Raw genomic sequence first — 18,379 nt, 5'->3', positions numbered from 1 at the left:
CTTGTACCATGCACAGATAGATTTTAAATTCACCATTCAACGATACTAACACTTAGAAGAAAAGCATTATACCACTATGTGTGATAATGCAACGATGCTTTTTCACTAAAATACTAAATTCTTATCTTGGGCATCACCACAATACATGGCCAGTTACTCACAGTACTTTTTTTAAAATGACCATCCCAACCGACATAAGTTATAAGGTGCTATGCAATCTACTCTTCTACAGACTTTTATAAGATCAGCGATATTGTCCGTATGGAAAATACATTAAAAGTACCACTATAAAACCCATATAAAACGCAAATACCCTCTATTTTAATTATTATATATAATACTTTATTATACCTATTTTGATTCAAAACTAATATACAAAACAAAATGGTTATGTCTTGCAAATAACTGAACGATCAATATCGCATAATATTGAATATCATCAAGATGTGTGACATGAGAGAAGCCCAACCAGGCTGCAGTAGACCATTCAACATGTTTATGCCCATGTTACTTGCATTCTTATATCAGGATCTCTTAATCTAACCTTGTATACGACAACACAATACATATTGTGTGCTTAAAATTTTTATACTCAATTGCGTTACTTAAATGTAAGTGATGTATCTTAGGATGAAAAAAACAGAAACTTATGCTCAATCTATTTCTAATGCGATTAGTAATGTGAAAAAACTAGAATATGACATAAGCCCTTCTAAAACTGTAGTAAAATCAATAGTCGATATAGTTCGCTTCTTACTATTTTAAATATCCGATGCTTACAGGAGACTGCTGAGTCGGATATATCTTTATGTTCAAGATTATCACAGTCAAAGCGATGACACCGCCAGCCAGTTAAATCACAGAATATTCTTTTATTAAAATTTAGATGCACTCTCTACATGCTCTCTACAACCTACAACACTACAACACAAGAGGTAGAGTAGTAAGTATAGAATACTTTTTGACTTATAAAACTCTAAAAGATACTGTACGCATACAAATTATATAAAAACATACTGCATACCATAACTTTTAGAAGATGCATCTTCTTACATCACTTACGTCTTACACACAACTCATGAAAAATAAAATATGATACACAGATTGCATCTCAAGATACCTAACTACATCACAGCTCTAGTTATAGTGACAAATAACCCAGTAACCCAATAGGTTCATAAGTACACCTAAAAGAATTAAACACACCTAAAAAATCATACACACTACAAAGTGTACATCTTAAAACATATAATAGATTTACGTCATCTTACATTAAAACATTAAAATGCAATCTAAACGCGCGTTCTAATAATTTGTGATATGCATTTAAAATTTTAGTGTATAGTTTCAGTATAATATTCTTATCATTATCAGCACTGCTGTGAAAACTCTATTGATACGCCATACTATCTTTTGATAGTATTATTCATATATCACTTATCAAGATGCTTGCACATAAAAAAGATGGCGCTCTTAAATATTATATGTATTGTAGATTTTACCTAGTCAATAACATAATCAAAATGTATTGTTCACTCTACTCTATGATGTTATCATCGATGTAAAATTATAATCCAATCCTAATTACTTTTTCTAACTGTATTTATGACTTGATCCGCATATAAATGTGATTATAAATACATATTTATTGATCCATGTTTTTATTTAGTATAGTTATGGTAAGAGGTGAGTGTTTCTAAACATCTTATATCTTACATTATTTCCAATAAATATTTTCTAACTTCTTTGCTCTATCAACTTGCATTGCAGTGTATACTACTATGATCCATTCATGTGTTAAGAGCATCATGTTAATGATGATCCTTTTAATTACAAGCAATGCCTGGGTTAATGAATACTATACCTTACAAAAATTAGTTTTCTAAAATGGTATTTTTAGATCATTCCTATGTAATAGAATTACATTCTATTTATTTTTTAAAAAAAGTAAATAATACTTATCGCATTATATTAAAAGTATGATTTTTCATAAAACATTACAGAACATTTTAGTCTTATAGACACTATCGATATCCACTGTTGAGTAGAAATTTTAAGAACAAAATACACATATATATTTTGTTCTTCAATTCAATTTATCGATCTTAACCTATAAAAAAATATATATCTATATAAAATATATTTTTTCTCTTACAATATTTACACAATACTTAATATAAAATTTTTTTCTTTAAAGATGTAATTATCTATATATAGTACTGTGCATGCATGCACAGTATGATATTCTAATTCTACAAGAATGGACTAGTTTGTATATTGTTCAAACAAATACATCATCTTCATGATATTAGTAATGTTTAAAATAACACATGATTTATTTTTAATCAAAACTCATTAATTATTTTAAATATCAATTCTCCTTACTAATATAATTAAAATTCATAGTAAAACTAATAAACAATCTTGAACCAGAAAAAATCTTTTCATATGAACAAATATAAGCGTACAATACTCTTATACATCCGCTCTTACTCTAAAGAGTAGTATGTATATATACTATATAGTATATATACATACTACAAATTTATAGATGCTATCAATATAAACAATAAATACTCATTTATATGATATACACATATTCTATGTTACACATCATACAATACAATATAATATTATAGAAATATATACTTACAGTATTCACTGAGAAAATCTCACCAAAAATGGAAGCGTACATGCTGGTTTATAAAACACCGGCCATCTTTTTAGACAGAGATGGCACTATAAATCTTGATTTTGGCTACGTCTGTACAATAGATCGATTTAAATTTATTGATGGTGTCATTGATGCAATGCATGAATTAATATTGATGGGTTTTGCCATTATCGTCGTGACCAATCAATCAGGAATTGCACGCGGTATATTTACTATAAATCAATTTATGATCTTAACTCAATGGATGAATAAATGTTTAGCAGAACATAATATTCGCCTAGATGGTGTATATTTTTGCCCTCATCATCCTACCGCCACGATAAAAAAATGGCGCAAAAAATGTCATTGTCGTAAACCACAACCGGGAATGTTACTAACTGCTAAAAAGGATTTACATATCAAGATGTCAGCTTCTTATATGGTAGGCGATAAAATAGAAGATATAAAAGCAGCACAAACAGCTGGGGTTGGAAAAAAAATATTAGTTCGTAGCGGTCAAGTGATCCACAAAGAACACGTGCTAAACGCTGATTATGTACTCAATAGTTTAAAAGAGTTACCACAATACATAAAAAAAACTCTTTAACAAAAATATCAATCTGTTTATTCAATTCACACTTACAATACTAAGTCTACAATGATGCCTGAGCATATTATGAGGCAATAAGCATAAAAATAAAGAATGCCGCGCTATAACAGAGCATAAAAAGATGTAATTCTGTATTAGAAAGATCTGTGATGCTTATCAAGCACTACAGCAGACATAAAAGCAGACATATAAAGCAGACATATAACATTATATCATATGATGATAGAAAAATAATAAAAATAATCAGTATAGTCAATAATACACAAAAACTCTCTAGTTGCACCCATTCCGTTTCCGTGAAAAAAAATAAATTTACACATATACTTTATAGATGATAAATATGCCCATTGACTATTTTCACGCTCAATCTATATTATTAATCCTTAATACCACCATATCGATTACAAATAGAAAATATCGTGCAGCAAATCAAGGGTTTTTTCGGTATTAAATACGCAAAAGGTTATGAAGATAACCAACAAAAAATGTAGAACACTCACCAACATTAGATTGCTCAATATATCATAAATGCGATTATTAATCGCATAGTCACAATGCATACCTGGTACTTTGAGCATATAAAATATGCTGTATTGTTGTTTAGAAGTCTAGTATCATACTACCTGATGGTAAAAAATCTTTGATATGTATACCAAAAATCAGGTATACCAAAAACATATTAATCTATATACATATAATATTCTTAATCTCTCATAGTACAAAACTACATATGGCAAATAATGATCATGCAATAAGTACTACATCAATATGAAAACAGTAGGGTTAGTGGGATGGAGGGGAATGGTTGGTTCCGTTCTAATTCAGCGAATGCAAGAAGAGGGTGATTTTGAGGTAGTCAATCCAGTATTTTTTTCTACCTCACAATATGGCCAAGCTGCGCCTGTATTAAATGGAAAATCAGTTGGAGTCTTACAAAATGCCAATGATATTGATGCCCTAAAAGCGCTTGATATTCTTCTTACCTGTCAAGGTGGACGCTATACACAAAAAATATACCATCAACTTCGAAAAGCAGGATGGTCTGGTTATTGGATTGATGCGTCTTCTATTCTTCGTATGACAGAAGAGGCTATCATAATTCTTGACCCTATAAATCATCACGTTATTTATGATGCAATCGGTACGGGAATAAAAACTTTTGTGGGCAGCAACTGCACTGTCAGCTTGATGCTGATGGCGTTAGGTGGTCTTTTCGCTAATCATTTAGTTGAATGGATCTCTGTTTCTACATATCAAGCAGCTTCTGGAGGTGGTGCGCATCATGTCCGCAAATTACTTACCCAAATGGGTGAAATGTATGCTTGTGTTGCTAAAGATCTAAATAATCCATCTGCTACAATTCTAGATATTGAGCGAAAAATTACTACAAGAAATCGCCAAGGTATACAAATAGATAGTTTTACCGTACCTCTCGCAGGAAATGTCATTCCATGGATTGATCATCAGTACCAAAATGGGCAAACAATTGAAGAATGGAAAGGGCAGGCGGAAACGAACAAAATATTACAGACTACTCATGTCATTCCCATAGACGGGATATGTGTGCGTATTGGAGCCTTACGCTGTCATAGCCAAGCATTTACTATCAAATTAAAAAAAAATATACCGTTACTGGAAGTCGAACAAAAAATCGCAGCACATAACTCATGGGTTAAAATAGTTCCAAATGATATAGATCATACCTTGAGTGAACTCACACCATCAGTAGTGTCCGGTACACTATGCACACCAGTGGGTCGATTGCGTAAATTGAATATCGGACCGAAATACATTTCTGCTTTTACTGTCGGCGATCAATTGCTATGGGGTGCAGCGGAACCACTGCGACGCATGCTTCGTTTATTAATAGATTAGTTACTGCAAAATATATTTCCTAAGGATGCTGCTATATCAAACATCTGATCAGATACTTAGGGTGCATCTATTCTCTACAACATATGTCTATGAAAATATTTCCACTATACAAAGCTGAAAAATAAACATATATAGATTAAATATTATGTATTAATGCAAACCAATAGCATTTAAGTTTCGATGTCACTGAAGTCATCAGATACAAAGTATAAGCATCACATACGCATGCACGATAAAAATTCTGTATTGATCATTGATCATTCCTTTCTTGTTCACGCATCTTTCATAAAAAATCATCTTGCATAATGTATTTATTACATCTTAAAAAAAATGTAGCAAAAGATTATAAAAATTATGATAGAATTGCACTTCTTTCTCAGCAATCCATCTATAAAAACAGCGTTGTATGTATTCATGTAATGTACACTATTTCATATTATGAATTTGATAGAACCATCTCTATCACCTGACAAGTTAATATTTAGCCAAGCTAAAAACAGGATTTGTTAAATCATCTTAACTACTATATTACGTCAAGCTATCAAGTAAAAGATACTATATGAGAAACATACAAAGATTTAAACACAATACTACTTTAAAAACTACAGCAGATATCTAGTGAAATTTCATTTCAGGTCATAATATGACGATTTTAAATCGAATTTCTGCAACAAATGCACCGAGCTTCATTTCGAATACCCATGTGGGAATAACATATATTTTTACAGAAAGCCAAATTTACTTGTGATTATAAACTTGACAAAAAAAAACACACTGATGTAATAGCTTGATCTATATAAAATACAATGATACACACGAACCTCCATTCTATAATTGCAACATTACAAAATACTTTTTTATTCATCACTATTGCATAAGGTCAGAATGATAGATCTCAATCTACTACATAGTACTCCAGACATAATTTCTAAAAAACTAGCACGAAGGGGGTATAATTTAGATATAAGTACTCTGTATGCCTACGAAGAGCAACGTAAAACACTCCAAATTGAAACAGAGAACCTTCAAGCAAAACGTAAAATAAAATCTAGATTTATTGGACAAATCAAAAACAAAGGAAAAGATACAGAATCCTTACGTCAAGAAGTGAATGTATTATCTAGACAACTAGATGTGGCTAAAAGAGAGCTATCCTTAGTTTTTGCTAACATACATAAAATCCTAATGTCAATCCCAAACATCCCTGATGATACGATTCCCACAGGAGAAAACGCCAGCTACAATCAAGAGATTTATCGATGGGGTCAACCAAAAAAATTTGAGTTTCAAGTAAAAGATCATGTAGCGCTAGGTCAAAAAATAGAAGGTTTAGATTTTGATGCTGCTGCAAAAATAACGGGTTCACGTTTTGTTGTTATGAAGGGACATATAGCACTTATGTATCGTGCACTAGGTCAATTTATGTTGAATTTACATACTGAAAAACATGGATATCAAGAAACTTACGTACCATATTTAGTTAACGAAACCAGCCTATATGGCACTGGACATCTACCAAAATTCAGAAAAGATCTGTGCTACCTCAATCCATTAGATTCTATAAATTCTAATAAAAATTATGCACTAATTCCTACAGCTGAAGTATCTCTTACTAATATGATACGAGACACGATTCTAGCAGAAAAAGACCTACCGTTAAAAATGGTAGCAAAGACACCTTGCTTTCGTTCGGAAGCTGGTAGTTATGGTCGTGATACACGAGGTCTCATTCGGATGCATCAATTTGATAAAGTAGAAATGGTGCAAATTACTCGCGCGGAAGATTCAATGAATGCACTGGAAGAATTAGTCGGACACGCGGAGCGAGTACTCCAACTTCTCCAACTACCATATCGATACGTACTACTATGTACCGGAGATCTTAGTTTTAGTGCACAAAAAACATATGATATAGAAGCATGGTTACCCGCTCAAAACACATATCGCGAAATATCTTCTTGTTCAAATATGGGAGATTTTCAATCCCGTCGTATGAAAGCACGTTGGCGTTCTAATGATCAAAAAAATGGGACTCGCTTAGTACATACTATAAATGGTTCTGGATTAGCTATAGGGCGCACCTTAGTAGCCATAATAGAAAATTATCAAGAGCATGATGGTCGTATTAGGGTACCAGAGGTTCTACGACCATATATGCATAACATAGATTATATAGGATAAATTTTACAGTCATATATATGGTAATATTTTTATCATTATATCGTGGTATATATCAACTCAATCACTCATATCTAAATACAGAGAAATCAATTCTTTCATGCACCATCACTGCTTATATGTGGTACTAATACAATATTCTTTCTATTCAATTTAAATCAGACTCTGTGATAGAGTATTATGAGATATTACATAAAATATGTATGTTTTATAGAACATATCTATACGAACATATAACTCTTTTTTATTCTTTTTAAATTTCGTTACAAAAAAATTTCATTAAATGCACTTTAATAAAAAAGTGCTCTAAAATAGTAATAAGAAGAGTTACAGTACTTGAATGACACTTTAGAATTTTAGTATACTGCTCTGTAGCAGCTAATAGCAAATGTATAAGAAAAAATTATATTTTGTTAGACAGTTATGTAGAATAATCAATTGTTCCTCACTATTATAGTGATGTGGTTCACGCACAGAACACGAAAATAAAAAATTACTAAAAACACAATGCAATCTCCACTCTTCTGACAACCAAATGTTTCTTGTCATTAATGATCATAGAGGTTATGTGTAATCCTAGTTTGTACTAAAATGATCAAAACCTTTAAGAGCAATCTTAACGGGCCTTTTATTTTTAAAAAATCTCAAGCCATGCGCTTGCGGTGAGATCTGGCCAATACAGGTATGTAATACTCCATGACCTTTGAATGCTATGTCTAGAGCACCACGATTACTTTCTGGAATAGTAAAGCATAACTCATAATCTTCGCCGCTACTGAGCGCCCACTTTAAAATCTTCGGTGCTGGGAAATTTTTCTTGAGCACTGATGAAAATGGTAACGCATCAAGATTCAGTCTTGCACCACAGGCACTAGATTTTAAGATATGCCCAAGGTCAGAAATTAATCCATCTGATAAATCAATAGCAGAGCTAGCTAAATTACGTAAGATCTGTCCTTGCAAAAGACGAGGTATAGGACGTAAATGACGCTGAATAAGATTATCTCGATCAGCCTTATTACAAATATTAACTTGATGTTGTAATAATTTAAAACCAGCAATGCTATCACCTAGAGTTCCTGTCACATAAATCCAATCACCAACACAGGCACCACTTCTTTTTAAAGCTCTACCTTTTGGTACAGTACCATGAATTCCTAATGTTATACTTAAAGGACCACGTGTAATATCTCCGCCAATAAGTTGCATTTGATAGTGTTCTAAAAGATCAAATAAACTTTCACTAAAAGATTCTAACCAATTATTATTAACTTTTGGCAATGTCAGCGCAAGTGTTAACCATGTAGGATCGGCTCCAGTTGCTGCTAAGTCACTTAGATTAACTGCTAAAGCTTTATAAGCAAGATCCGATGGATGTATATTGTGTAAAAAATGTATACCTTCGACTAACGTGTCCGTACTAATCGCTAGAGTTAGTTGTTCCGACATATGCACTAATGCACAATCGTCACCGATACCTGCTTCTACATCGCGTCTAGAGCATATATTACGATCAAAATAACGCGCAATCAGTTCAAATTCGCCATATGCCATAATTGCATTCCACAATAAAAAAATAATAGCGATACCAACGATCTATACAGATTATTTACGATTGGGTCGGATCTCTAAAGCCGCTTTATCTAACACACCATTAATAAATTTATGACTATCTTCAGAACCAAAAACTTTGGCTAACTCAATCCCCTCATTAATCGCAACCTTGTATGGAATATCTGAGCGTGTATTTAATTCGAATAACGCAATACGTAGAATAGCCTTTTCAACTTGCCCTAGATCGTTCATATGACGAGCAATATATGGTTGCATAAGTTTATCTAAGTAGATGCCATCAGTAACAATGCCACTAATTATCTCTCGAAAATAACTAATGTCCATATTATCAATGTCTTGCTCAGCTAAGAATTGATGCTCGATATCTATAATATTATTTTTAGAAATTTGCCAGGCATATAAAGCTTGTACGGCACATTCTCGAGCACGACGACGAGCAGCAGGATTCACCGAAAGCCTCCTTTTCCTTAGGCTGTAATAGTTTTTAAAATATTGATCATCTCTAAAGCCGTTAAGGCAGCTTCCACCCCTTTATTCCCCTGTTTATTACCAGCTCTCTCAATGGCTTGTTCAACGTTCTGTGTAGTTAAAACACCAAAAGATACTGGAATATCGCTATGCATGGAAATGTTAGCTAAACCAGTGCTAGCAGCACCTGCCACAAATTCAAAATGAGGGGTGTGACCTTGAATTACCGTTCCAAGCGCTATAATCGCATCATATTTGTTTCTTGTAGCTAAAACTTTAACGATTAAAGGAAGCTCATAAGCACCTGGTACCCATACTACTGTAAGGTTTGCATCTTGTATCTGACCTATACGTTTTAATGTATCGATTGCACCACGTAATAAGCACTGGTTAATAAAATTATTAAAACGTGCAATGACTAAGGCAATACGCGCATCTGGGGCTACAATGGTAGCTTCAATTACATTCATAGTTTTCTTCTAGGGTTGTGTAAATACAATTACTAAATAAAACATCATATGCACTACTAATTTATTTCATGTTTTAGATATATATCATGCTCTATGGTTTTAAAGTGACTCTTATATCTGGACCTAATGAAATTAGGTCGGTAAAAGTGAAAATGGGAACATCACCTAATTTTTCTAACCCCTTGAACTGACACATACCAAGACCAGAATCACCTATAAGTTTAGGTGCGATGTACATAATCAATTCGTCAACCAAGTTAGCTTGCAATAATGCACCAGAGAATTCTGCACCTGCTTCTACTAATATGCTATTAATTTCTTGTTCCGCAAGACACTCTAACATGGATCGTAAATGAGGATGCCCATTATCATAAGGTAATAGCAATTGCTTGACAGTACTTGGCCAGTTATTGGTATCACGCGTATCTCGAATGAACCACGTTTCTCCAGGTTGATGGATTAATAAATGTGCGGCTGTAACACGATGATGAGTGTCTATAATGATCCTTATGGGTTGTCGTAAAATCTTTTGCGGGTACAATTCCCGAATAGAACGAGACAATTCTTCATAACGTACAGTCAATTTTGGGTTATCTGCAAGTACAGTAGCACTAGTACTCAGAATAGCTGAATTTTGTGCTCGCAGTCTTTGTACATCTTGTCTAGACTCTAAAGAGGTAATCCATTTGCTCTCCCCATTACACATAGCCGTGCGCCCATCTAATGAGCAACCTAATTTTAATTGCACCCATGGTAGACCACTACGCATACGTTTTAAAAATCCACGATTCAATTGTTCTGCTGCAGACATCATTAACCCACAACTCACTGAAATCCCGGCTTGCTTTAAACGATATATACCGTGCCCCGATACTTGTGGATTAGGGTCTTGCATAGCTATAAAGACACGTCTAACTCCAGCCGCAATCAGTGCATCACAGCATGGCGGAGTACGCCCATAATAGCTGCATGGTTCTAGTGTAAGGTAAACAGTAGCACCACGTGATCTATCTCCGGCCATTCTTAATGCATGTATTTCTGCGTGCGGTTCTCCGGCACGTAAATGATAACCTTCACCTACAATGTGACCATTACGTACTAATACACATCCCACATTAGGATTAGGCGTGGTAGTAAATAGTCCGCGATATGCTAATGCTAACGCACGGGTCATATAAGATTGATCATTCATCCTACTACACCTTCAAACAATCATTGTGTGATAATATTCACCATAAAATTAAAAGATAAATGCACACCTACAAAATACATATACAAGGCAATAAAGAATGATGATGAGTGTTGTAGTCTATATCATGATATCAACAATGAAGTATAAAAATGCTCAACACTATGCAAAATACTCGCATTGATCTAATCGCATATGATATATAATATAATGTATGGAATTTCGTTAAAATCTGTACAAAGCAATTGACGTCCGCCTTCATCACTTTTCCTACTAATACAACAACAACCTACCTAGAATTAAAAATACGATTTAAGTCATATGTATTATTGTAAAGTGATCTATGATCTTGTGGTACTGGTACCGTGATTATTCTGTACTTTGTACCAAAAGCACTAGGATAGTGCTTTTGGTTCGCATGGATTTACACCACTTGTAACATTTTTGCTATTAATACTACTGAATAATACATAATTGATTCAAATTTATACAAAACTAAAAATCTATTAATAATTTTGATCGTTTCAAGTACACACAGTAAGTACTTTGATGTCTTATGAACTACACCCCTATTAGTATATAATAAAGCATAGTCCTATGTTTTAATCTATTCCACAGATTGTATTAGCCACACATATGCATTTCTAAATAAAATATAAAGTTACCCCCCTTATGAGGTCTTTATAGTATTTAAATAAAATTCCTTATACCACTTTACAAAACGACGAACACCTTCTTCTACTGACGTTGATGGTTGAAAACCAATAGCCTGCGTTAAAGTGCTTACATCTGCACTAGTTGCAATCATATCGCCAGGTTGTCTGGGTAATAGATTTTTATGTGCAACTTTTCCTAATGCGTTTTCTAATGCAGTAATATAAGTCATTAATGTAACAGGTTGGCCAGTCCCGATATTATGAACCTGGTAAGGTGCTGAGCTTCTAGAAAGCTGACCTCCTTCAGGTTTCCACTCCCGGTCTATCTTCGGGATTATATTATGTAATGTCATAATAGACTCTACTACATCATCAATATAAGTAAAATCACGCTCCATCTGTCCATAATTATATATATTTATCGCCTCATCCGCGAGAATAGATTCGATAAACCTAAACAATGCCATATCTGGGCGCCCCCAGGGGCCATATACAGTAAAAAAACGTAAACCAGTAGTTGGGATTCCATATAAATGGGAATAGACATGGGACATTAACTCATTAGATTTTTTAGTAGCTGCATACAAAGAAATTGGATGCGTGGTATCATCATTTATGGAAAATGGCATCTGATAATTTAAACCATATACTGCACTAGAAGAAGCATATAAAAGATGCTCAACTTCATATTGACGACAACCCTCTAAAATATTTAAGTGACCTACAAGGTTAGTATAAGCATAAAGAGAGGGATTCTCTAAGGAATGACGAACACCCGCCTGGGCCGCTAAATGTATGACACGCTGTACCATATGCGTTCGAAATAGTTCTATAATTGCTTCACGATTTGCCACATCTTCTTTGATAAATATAAAATTATCATGATCACTGATGATTTTTAGACGAGCTGTTTTTAAATCTGCGTCTTGATAATAATTATTTAAATTATCGAGTCCAATAACTTCATCACCAGCCTGAAGAAAATACTGAGCGACATGAAAACCAATAAAGCCTGCTACACCAGTAATTAAAAATTTCATAGCGCCCTCATAATAAAGATGTTATCAAACGATACTCCACTACATTGTATATAATTGAAGCTACGATAATTTACCATATCTGCATTTTTTATACAGTAGATGTAATTGTATTACACAATCTACTGTGCTTTAAATACATTGGTTATTTTGTCTCAACTGATGTGCTTTTACTGAAAATCCCTATGCGTACATACCTAAAACAGAATAATGCTATATACATGTGTGGTTCTTGACTGTACTTTCAATTGCTATTTTTATATCCTGTGATATAAGATTAGAAAGAATCACATAGACATGTTGAATATTGCTCTCCTCTGCATCATTGAGACATAGAGAATCTTTTATATATCCAGCATCATAGATTGCAAAAATTATAGGGGTCAAAATAGCCTTGTCACAAAACTCTAAAGTACGAATATGACACAGTACAGAAAGACGCCGCGCTACAACACTACTTTTTTTTACAAGTAGTTTACGGGTCACTTGTGGCTGCTGCATCCAAATAGACAAAATAATAGTATACAGCTGTAAGGTTTCACGTATCCCTGAGGCCAATAGTTTTAATTTATAACAATTATCCTCTTTTAAACTAATAATATTTTTTTCTTGTCTAAGAAATTCTTGACGTGCGAATTCGGAGACTAAAAGATCAAGCAAGTGAGGTAATTCATTAACATGCCAACGTAAGAATAATTCACTTTTTAAAATAGGGTAAATTATACCCACTTGACGATACAATTCAATGCGGCTGATTTTTTTGTACTGAATTAAAATAGTCGCAATTAATGATGGCACAACAAGCATATGGTAAATATTATTACGATAATAAGATAACCATCCCACAGGTTCTTCCGGCAGAATGATTACTTGACCCGTACTATCCTTTTGTGTTTTAATTTTTTTCATACACAATGCATGTTCTATTAATTCATGCTCAGTCATGTTTGGTATGGTAGTCTCAAGCGAATAAGGGACATTTTTTAATAATTGTAGGTAACACGCTAGTTGTTCCATCAGCTGTTGACGAGTTAAAGAACATTCTTGTGCAGCCAATAAAGCAGTCACAGACAAGTTAATTGCATTTACTGCTGCTGCATTATTAATTCGTATCATGATCTCTTGCGCAATGTTATGCACAACTGGGGTCAACCACGCTGGATGTTGCGATGATCTTGGATTAACACCTTTACGCCATTCTGGTATGTGTCGGTTCAGGTAGTTCACTAACGATAATGGCTCTCCAAAGTTTACATAGCTTTGGCCAAAATTACGTAAATACCGCAATCCATGTACTATAGATCTAAAACCTTCTTTTTTTTTAGTCATCCCACGTAACTCATTTTTATAAGATCTTACTTCAAGTACATGTTCGTAACCGATATAGATTGGTACTAAAGAGATTGGACGGTTAGTTGCGCGCAACATAGACTGTAAAGTTACTAACAGCATACCTGTTTTTGGAGATCGAAGATATCCACTACGCGAACGCCCACCCTCTACAAAATATTCTACTGAATACCCACGATCAAATAGCTCTCCTAGATACTCACGAAAAACCGTTGAATATAATTTATTACACTTAAATTCCCGTCGAATAAAAAATGCTCCTAAGTAACGGAAAATCGTACCTACTGGCCAAAAGTTCAAATTAATACCAGCAGCAATATGAGGTAGAAAAAGCCCCTGATGATAAAGAATATAAGATAATAATAAATAATCCATATGGCTTTTATGGCAAGGTACATACACAATCGTATGTCCTCTTTGAGCTAATTGTAATACGCGCTGACTACCCCGAATATTAATACCCTGGTAAAGTTTTTCCCATATCAACCTCATCAGGTAATCTGTGCAATATATTGCTAAATAGGACACATTCGCACTAATCTCTTTTATTAAAATAATTGTATTTTTTTGAGCCTTTTTGTGAGAAATATTTTTTTTCTTGGCTTCTTCCTCTATTGCCTGAGTAATGACTTTAGACTGTAACAATTTTTGTAATAAATAATGACGTTCTAACAGGCGTGGCCCTACGGTGGCCAAACGTTCACGAATAAAATGTATGCGAGCGACACGGATTAATTTATGTATAATTTCCTTGTCATGCCCATATTTAGTCATTATCTGACGTATGGAAACTTTTTGAGAAAAACGTATCACACTATCACGACCAAAAATACACACTGAAAAAAATTTATACATCCCATATAATTCTGCATATTTCTTAATATAAGAAATATTCTGTGGTTCTCGACTTGGCATACGTCCAAATATTATTGATACAAGAACTACTTGTACATCAAGTGCAACTTGATACTCATGTAATAATAAAATATCATTCAAACATGCGAATGATGCTAAATGCGTCATATACGAAGAGTGCTGCATCGTCAGATCCTGCAAATATAGATAGTGCGGGAAAATACGTCCAGCAATCTCTATAGGCTTGAGTGGGTCAGGTAAGTCTAATTGCAGACATTGCTCTCGTAATGCAAAAAGATCAATTTTGGAATGCTCGCACAGAAGGTATATTATAGGGTAAGTGCTATCTATATCTAAATTATTTTGGCAAGCTTGATTATGAACAAAAGTTTTAATTAGCCTATTGCAAAAAAAATCACTTAGACGACCATTAATGAACATAGATTCCATTCAGCCTCTCTGAAAGAATACGAGATGTGTTTATAAAAACACTATAATCATCATGGTTAGACTAACTCGATACACAAAATCTTCAATGGTGAAATCACATTACATGAATGAGCTTGTAACAGATATAAAAAAGCCGCTTGTTCATATTAATGTTAAATGTGAATTACCATATCTGTAAACACAGACTTTAAATGCATATCATTTTCTGCAGCTAAAAGAGAAATAGTAGGATAATGATCCTCAGATTACCTAACCACAGCTATGTTTACAGAACATAGCTAAACTGCCAGTACATACTTACATTAAATGTGTCTGGATGTACTACCCATCCCTTATTCACATGAATAAATCTATAATCTATATTTTAATAGAAAACGAAAAAATCTTAGTAAATCACACATGCCTGTCACATTTCTGATACCGTATGAATCTCTACGCTAATATAATGAGGTAATACACAGGGTGGGACCGTTCCTTCTTTGTGTGCAGAGAAAATGATCAATAAATAGTATATGAGGCATTGATATTCTAATATTATCTTCATATATATAACACATATAACATCTATATGAAGTAATGAGACTACATATTGCAACGTATAAGAATATCTATAAATTAATAAACTATAGTGTCTTTATCCTTTCCTGCGGCTGATTCTTTGTAAGGGATATGTGTACAGAAAGTATTTTAAAAGTCTCTAAGATGTCATTTATTTATCTAAAAGACTTTAATTAGTTTCATCAAATCTCATCAAATTATATTAGATTTGATCATATTAAACTAATGTTAAATATTGTTTTTATATATTATGACTACAATTAGCATCATACAATGTGGTTTGTTTACACTCACTTACTCCTGTGAGTTTAATAAAACTAAATATCTCTTAGACCGAGTAATATTGAGATCTCTGTTTAATTTATCTTATCATGATTAAAAATGACTATTTTGTATTACAGACAACTCTTATTTTTATAATAGATTCTTAATCTAGCATTCCTACACTGAAGTATTTTTATTTTCCTATGATTACAGCATAAAAAATACAACTATCATCATGCATATTGAGATCATCCATGCTACCATTATAATATTTTTACAATACAATAAAATTTCCCGTTACGCTTCGTAGTATACACATACTATTTGCTAATCTCTTGAAAATGAGCTTTAAAGTGAAATAAAAATAACAGTAAACAGTAATAATATATCACAATAAAAAAAATAAACCTTAAGCATAAAAAACTTTCTTGTGACTAGACAATGTAGCTATCTAATAAAAAACATCGCTATCTATATCCATGTAATTTCCTATATTATTTCTACCCCTAGCATCATCTTACATATGTTTTTTATGATGTATGTATCATGCGTAGATGCACACTGTGAGAAAGCTAATTGTGCATTCAAAGAATTTTAATACCACAAATATGATATCTCTATAGTATGAGAAAACTATAAAATAATACTCTGGAATATTTAAATCACTGAAAAATTCTATCACTGCATACATTAAACGCTCAATCATATCTCGATAGAAGAGACAATTCTCTGCGCTACCACTATAAAAAATTTAATATTGAAATTATTTTTAACTGATCTAAAGAGATTCATGTGACAAAAACTCACACCTTTATTTTCATACAAGAAAATAGATAACAGCAATATGGATAAATACATAAAAATTTCACGCCAAGTAACACCATGAATACGATTTATGCTTCATAGAAAGATACACATTCAATCAAGATTGTAAAATATAACTATACCATTTTATAATACTACATGGTTTTGCTATCAGTCTAATCTACATTAATGAAAATCAATACTGTCTTTTCAAACATCAGATTTATCAATATCTTTATCTGTTTTAAACGTATGGTATCTATATCGAACAGTAAAATAAGCCACTATAAAAAATACTCTGAAAATTTATACATCTTCTATAAAGAAATAAGTACAATATCAAAACATTAAACATCTTATATTTGTAATATTTATATTAAGCGAATAACTAATTAGCAATCACTAAAAATATACATTTTTCTGCTAGTTATGCTAAAACAATCTCTAAATATAAGAAAGACTTTCACAGATCTCATACTTCAGAATTTCTCGTATCACTGATACACACAATAAAACTTAGATTATATCTGATATATCAGACATATTATTTTTTTATATTGCAATCATAAAATATTATGTGTATCATATTATAATGTGAAATTGACAAGTGTATTAGAGATAGCATCTAATAAATTTTCACGCAAAATTAGCAGCAAGAAAAATAAAAAATAATATTATAAAAAATTATTGGATATTTATGATCTAACTCTATATTATAATATATTTATTAGTATTAAAATTAAATACTTTCATAGACAAAAACAATAATGTAGATTATTCATCTGGTAATAAAATATTGTGTAATGCATAATAAACATTATTATTATGACATATTCTGTGATATATGTATATATTTATATAACAGAAAAATTCTATAGAGAAATCTTCTATATGAGAGATCTTCAAAAAACCAAAAAACCAATATATAATACTGCTTATATTGCTCTTCTTAATACCATTATAAAATACGTGTCGCATGTATAAATATTATGTATAGCTCTGACATGCAAACTCATGATAGAATGTGTTTCCCTTTATATTTAGTCCGTTCATATCGCTTAATTATGATGTGTTGTATTTTATACATTTATATTTAAAATACTATGATGCATATATGACGAATATAAAAACCACTAAATTTAAAAATAAAATATAAAAATGCACATATGTACATTGCATATAATTTGAAATTAACATACCTCAATACATAAAGATAAATTTCAAACATATTTCATATATTTATATGATACTTATCATTGTATAATGACTGTATTAATTTATTTTGATAACTGAAAAGTATTATCAATAATAACTACTATCTTATGATCATCATACACTACGTCTTTTAAAATTTATTTGATTTTATATAGATAAAAAAAATAAAAAT

General features: G+C 32.3%; 9 protein-coding genes. 3 read left to right on the top strand and 6 right to left on the bottom strand.

Annotated features, from left to right (window positions below; all coding sequences use genetic code 11):
* The first annotated feature begins 2,696 nt into the window (after nt 1-2,696).
* The 3 genes from gmhB to serS all read left to right on the top strand — a co-directional run bounded on the left by gmhB (nt 2,697) and on the right by serS (nt 7,319).
* Nucleotides 2,697-3,260 (top strand): D-glycero-beta-D-manno-heptose 1,7-bisphosphate 7-phosphatase, encoded by a 564-nt coding sequence (gene gmhB, locus ERCIKOCA2762_RS00915; RefSeq protein WP_157988766.1) that lies wholly within the window; start codon nt 2,697-2,699, stop codon nt 3,258-3,260.
* Nucleotides 3,261-4,031: 771 nt separating this feature from the next.
* Nucleotides 4,032-5,138, top strand: coding sequence for an aspartate-semialdehyde dehydrogenase (gene asd, locus ERCIKOCA2762_RS00910; protein WP_157988353.1), 1,107 nt, complete (start codon nt 4,032-4,034; stop codon nt 5,136-5,138).
* A gap of 885 nt (nt 5,139-6,023) precedes the next feature.
* On the top strand, nt 6,024-7,319 hold the full coding sequence (gene serS, locus ERCIKOCA2762_RS00905; protein WP_157988352.1) for a serine--tRNA ligase: 1,296 nt from the start codon (nt 6,024-6,026) through the stop codon (nt 7,317-7,319).
* Between the two features lie 573 nt (nt 7,320-7,892).
* Here the strand turns inward: serS and thiL are convergent.
* From thiL to plsB, 6 genes are all read right to left on the bottom strand, one after another.
* On the bottom strand, nt 7,893-8,870 hold the full coding sequence (gene thiL / locus ERCIKOCA2762_RS00900) for a thiamine-phosphate kinase (RefSeq protein ID WP_157988351.1): 978 nt from the start codon (nt 8,868-8,870) through the stop codon (nt 7,893-7,895).
* Between the two features lie 51 nt (nt 8,871-8,921).
* Complete coding sequence (gene nusB, locus ERCIKOCA2762_RS00895; RefSeq protein ID WP_157988350.1) at nt 8,922-9,341, bottom strand: transcription antitermination factor NusB; 420 nt, start codon at nt 9,339-9,341, stop codon at nt 8,922-8,924.
* A gap of 17 nt (nt 9,342-9,358) precedes the next feature.
* Nucleotides 9,359-9,829, bottom strand: coding sequence for a 6,7-dimethyl-8-ribityllumazine synthase (gene ribH / locus ERCIKOCA2762_RS00890; RefSeq protein ID WP_157988349.1), 471 nt, complete (start codon nt 9,827-9,829; stop codon nt 9,359-9,361).
* Nucleotides 9,830-9,920: 91 nt separating this feature from the next.
* Nucleotides 9,921-11,021, bottom strand: coding sequence for a bifunctional diaminohydroxyphosphoribosylaminopyrimidine deaminase/5-amino-6-(5-phosphoribosylamino)uracil reductase RibD (ribD, locus tag ERCIKOCA2762_RS00885; RefSeq protein ID WP_157988348.1), 1,101 nt, complete (start codon nt 11,019-11,021; stop codon nt 9,921-9,923).
* Between the two features lie 667 nt (nt 11,022-11,688).
* A complete protein-coding gene (locus tag ERCIKOCA2762_RS00880) occupies nt 11,689-12,714 on the bottom strand; it encodes an NAD-dependent epimerase (RefSeq protein ID WP_157988347.1) in 1,026 nt (341 codons plus the stop codon).
* Between the two features lie 210 nt (nt 12,715-12,924).
* A complete protein-coding gene (plsB, locus tag ERCIKOCA2762_RS00875) occupies nt 12,925-15,366 on the bottom strand; it encodes a glycerol-3-phosphate 1-O-acyltransferase PlsB (RefSeq protein ID WP_232043103.1) in 2,442 nt (813 codons plus the stop codon).
* Between the last annotated feature and the right edge of the window lie 3,013 nt (nt 15,367-18,379).

The sequence above is a fragment of the Candidatus Erwinia haradaeae genome, assembly GCF_900698935.1.
In the GTDB taxonomy this organism is placed as follows: domain Bacteria; phylum Pseudomonadota; class Gammaproteobacteria; order Enterobacterales; family Enterobacteriaceae; genus Erwinia_E; species Erwinia_E haradaeae_D.
Note: the sequence above shows the minus strand (reverse complement) of the source record. Positions and strands in the feature narration are given on the sequence as shown.

What these genes read in the sequence shown, in the direction of transcription:
- thiL (WP_157988351.1), bottom strand. Translation starts at nt 8,870, where the DNA reads ATGGCATATGGCGAATTTGAACTGATTGCGCGTTATTTTGATCGTAAT.
- ribD (WP_157988348.1), bottom strand. Translation starts at nt 11,021, where the DNA reads ATGAATGATCAATCTTATATGACCCGTGCGTTAGCATTAGCATATCGC.
- ribH (WP_157988349.1), bottom strand. Translation starts at nt 9,829, where the DNA reads ATGAATGTAATTGAAGCTACCATTGTAGCCCCAGATGCGCGTATTGCC.
- ERCIKOCA2762_RS00880 (WP_157988347.1), bottom strand. Translation starts at nt 12,714, where the DNA reads ATGAAATTTTTAATTACTGGTGTAGCAGGCTTTATTGGTTTTCATGTC.
- serS (WP_157988352.1), top strand. Translation starts at nt 6,024, where the DNA reads ATGATAGATCTCAATCTACTACATAGTACTCCAGACATAATTTCTAAA.
- asd (WP_157988353.1), top strand. Translation starts at nt 4,032, where the DNA reads ATGAAAACAGTAGGGTTAGTGGGATGGAGGGGAATGGTTGGTTCCGTT.
- plsB (WP_232043103.1), bottom strand. Translation starts at nt 15,366, where the DNA reads ATGGAATCTATGTTCATTAATGGTCGTCTAAGTGATTTTTTTTGCAAT.